This window comes from Henriciella sp. (assembly GCF_049649345.1).
Classification (GTDB): domain Bacteria; phylum Pseudomonadota; class Alphaproteobacteria; order Caulobacterales; family Hyphomonadaceae; genus Henriciella.
This window is the reverse complement of the sequence record NZ_JBARZC010000552.1, coordinates 1-3,551: the sequence shown is the minus strand read 5'-3', so window position 1 is coordinate 3,551 and position 3,551 is coordinate 1. Positions and strand designations below refer to the sequence as shown.

3 protein-coding genes are annotated in these 3,551 nt (G+C 61.7%); 2 read left to right on the top strand and 1 reads right to left on the bottom strand.

Features of this window, described 5'->3' with window-relative positions; all coding sequences use genetic code 11:
* On the bottom strand, positions 1-824 hold an 824-nt coding region (locus tag WA989_RS15280), incomplete at its 3' end, for a hypothetical protein (protein ID WP_424341340.1).
* Positions 825-1,020: 196 nt separating this feature from the next.
* Between WA989_RS15280 and WA989_RS15275 the strand changes: the two genes are divergently transcribed.
* Complete coding sequence (locus WA989_RS15275) at positions 1,021-2,760, top strand: GspE/PulE family protein (RefSeq protein WP_424341339.1); 1,740 nt, start codon at positions 1,021-1,023, stop codon at positions 2,758-2,760.
* The coding region (locus WA989_RS15270) for a type II secretion system F family protein (RefSeq protein WP_424341338.1) at positions 2,760-3,551 on the top strand (792 nt) is incomplete at its 3' end. The genes WA989_RS15275 and WA989_RS15270, both read left to right, overlap by 1 nt.

The window sequence follows — 3,551 nt, the reverse complement described above, 5'->3', positions numbered from 1 at the left end:
GGATTGGCCGTCTGCGTGGTGATCTGCTGGATGGCGGCGACACCGGCCTGGGCCTCGGCCTGAAGCGCAAGCACTTCACGGGCGACCTGGCCTGAGGCGGCTGCAGACTGTTCGAGCGACACAGCCTGGCGCGACAGGTCGATATAGTAGGAGGTGCCAAGCGCCACGGCGAGCGCGATCGCAGCAAAGCTCAACACGCGGTTGATAGTTGGCAGAAATGCGCCCTGGCGCGCGCACTTGTCATCCGGCAGAAGGTTGAAGCCGGAGGGCAACCCGTCCGCATTTGCGAGGTCGGCGCCGGCCAGATCGATTTCGAGGGCCGAAAGTTCCTCCACCAGCGCATCGGCCACGTCGCGTTTGACGATGGCCTGTTCGACGGTGATATTTCCGTCGCTGTCCGGCGTGCCGACGGTGCGCACAGAGGTGTAGATCTCGTCGAGATTGAAGGGGGTGTCAGCGGCGAGCTGCAGGCGCATGGCATGGCTCAGCCGGTTCAGCGAAGACACAGGAAGCTGGCGCTTGCGAATCAGCACATCGCCGGGCTGCAGAAGCAGCACGGGGTCGGACGCGGCAACGCGGCGGCGAAGGCTCGGCTTTTCGCCGATATTCCCGAGATCACGCTTGTCAGGCCGTCCGGCCGAGAATCCGTCGTCTTCGCGCCAGACATAGATCGACTGGCGGCGCGTTGAATAGGCGTTCACAAGGCCGCTTGGCAGTATGCTGACAAGGGTCTTGCCCCACCAGGACAGGAATTCCTTGGCGTCCTCGGAGAAGCGCGATCGCTTCGCCTGACGCCCCTTTGACAGGCGCACAGATTTCTTCAATTTAACGTCCCCATGGCATTCGCTTCAAGCTCCCCCTGAGCCTGACGGTTACCAGTTCGCTAATATTCGACGGGAAGTTACAATCTGTCAATCAAAAACCTTGCGCTTTTGTAATGTATGGGGAATGATCAGCGCGGCATACATCTTGTAAGGCTGGCTGGAGGGACGCCCAGACGGCCAGATTGGGGAACAAGTAATGCGTGGATCGTCATCGCAAGCGCCTGGACGGGCCGACAATGTCGCGCCGCTCCAGGACACACCTGAATATCATCTTGGCGCCTGGCTAATTGCGGCAGGCGACCTGACCGAGCCGCGCCTTTCGCGCGCGACCGTGTCGGCGAAAAAGGCCGGTGAGAGCTTGCCGTCCGTGCTGGTCAAGCTCGGCCTTTGCCCGGAAGACCGGGTCGCCCAGGGGCTCTGCGACGTGCTCGACATTCCGTATCTGAGACGCGCCGATTTCCCGGAGACGATTGCGGATCTGCCGGGCCTCCGGACCGATTATTATATTGAAAATGGCCTCGCCCCGGTCGAGGATGAAAATGGCACACTGACGCTTCTGATGGCCGATCCGCTCGATGAGGAGCTGATCAATCTCGTCGCCTTCAAGACCGGTCGCACGGTTAACCGCGCCGTCGCCCTGCGCGGCGAATTGCGCGACTGGCTGACCGGCCTCAAGCCGCAGGAAGAGGAAGTCGAGCCTCAGGAGTTTGCGACAACCGAAGACATGTCGGCGGGCGATCTGGAACGCTTGTTCGACCTTGCGCGCGGTGCGCCTGTGGTGCGTTGGGTCGATGACCTTCTGACATCCGCGGTCGAAGCCAAAGCGTCCGACATTCATATCGAGCCCGAGCGCGAAGGCCTGCGCGTCCGCTTCCGGATCGATGGCGTCCTGATCCCGATTGACCGGCCGCTTGCAGGCTCTGCCGAAGCGGTGGTCTCGCGCATCAAGATCCTCGCCAAGCTCAACATCGCAGAGCGCCGCCTGCCGCAGGATGGGCGTATCCGCACAGCCGTCCAGGGCCGCGAGATCGATCTGCGGATCGCGACCCTGCCAAGCCTCTATGGCGAGACGGTCGTGATGCGTATTCTCGACCAGTCGGCCGCCGCGCTGACGCTCGAAAAACTCGGCCTGTCGATCGGCGCGCGCGGGCGTGTGGAAAAGGCGATCACTCAGCCACACGGCATTACCCTGGTCACCGGCCCGACCGGCTCGGGCAAGACAACGACGCTCTATGCTTCGCTGCGCCATCTTATGAGCCCGGAGCTGAAATTCATTTCCGTTGAAGACCCTGTCGAATATGAGATTGCGGGTGTCTCACAGGTCCAGGTGAAGCCGGATATCGGGCTTACCTTTGCCAAGACATTGCGCTCTGTCCTGCGTCATGACCCGAACGTTCTGATGATCGGTGAGATTCGCGACCTTGAGACCGCCTCGATTGCGATCGAGGCCTCACTGACAGGTCACACCGTGCTCTCGACGGTCCACACAAACAGCGCCGCGGCGACGATTACGCGCCTGATTGAAATGGGCGTTGAGGATTATCTCGTCGCAACGACCGTCAATGCGATTGCCGGCCAGCGCCTCCTGCGATTGCTCTGCCCCAAATGTTCAGAGCCGGCCCAGCCGCCCGCCGCGCTGTCCGAACGGCTCGCAGACATTGTCGGCCACGGCGCGCATCATGACTGGCGCAAGCCTGTCGGCTGCGCCGAATGCCGCCATACCGGCTATAAGGGCCGCACCAGTGTGGCCGAAGTCATGCCCGTCAGCGAGGCGATCCAGATAGCGATGCTGAAAAAAGCGAACGAGCCGGAGCTGCGCCAGATCGCCGTCTCCGAAGGCATGGTCCCGCTGTTCGAAGCGGGGGTACAGCTTGCAGCCATGGGCAAGACCTCACTTGAGGAGGTCTTCGCGGTTATCGGATCCTCGAGGTTATGATGAGTTTTCGCTATCGCGCCTATACCTCAAATGGCCGTATGGTCAGCGATGAAATCTCCGCCGCAGACGAGGCCGAAGCGGTCCGCAATCTAATGCGCGACGGATTGACGCCGTTTGAGATTGCGCCGGCAAAGGCCGGCCGTGCGGCGAAGGCTGCCAATGAAAAGGGCAAACGGCTGCCATCCAAGACGCTGGCAGGCTTCTCGCGCAACCTCGCCACGATGAGCGCAGGTGGCCTGCCGATCGATGAGGCGCTGCAGCTCATTTCAGATGACCCCTCCGACAAGCTGGTCGCCGCCTTTGCAGAAGGCGTGCGCGACAGCGTGATGTCGGGCAAGACGCTCGCCGATGCGCTGGCCGAACAGCCGCGCGTGCCGCCGGACTATGTCATCGGTCTTGTGCGGGCTGGCGAGGCAGGCGGCTCTCTTGCGCCTGTGCTGGAGCGGATTTCAACCTCGATCGAGAACCAGATCCGGCTCGGCAATTCTCTCAGAAGCGCTCTTATATATCCGGCAATCCTGTTTGTGACGGCATTTGCGTCCGTCATTCTGATCCTTCTGGTGGTGGCGCCGGCGCTGAAACCTGTGCTGCAGGCCAATAGAGAGAATACGCCAGCCAGCGCCAAGGCGCTGATCGGCGCATCGGAATTCCTGCAGCAATACTGGCTGGTCGGCTCGCTCGGGCTTTTGCTCCTTGTCCTGCTCATAATGGTGTGGGCGCGCAGCCGGTCTGGCAAACGGCTCCTCAGCGCGCTGTCGCTTCGCATTCCAGTGATTGGCAGTGTCCTGCTG

Excerpts from the sequence above, each read along its gene's own strand:
- WA989_RS15275 (WP_424341339.1), top strand. The coding sequence starts at position 1,021 with ATGCGTGGATCGTCATCGCAAGCGCCTGGACGGGCCGACAATGTCGCG.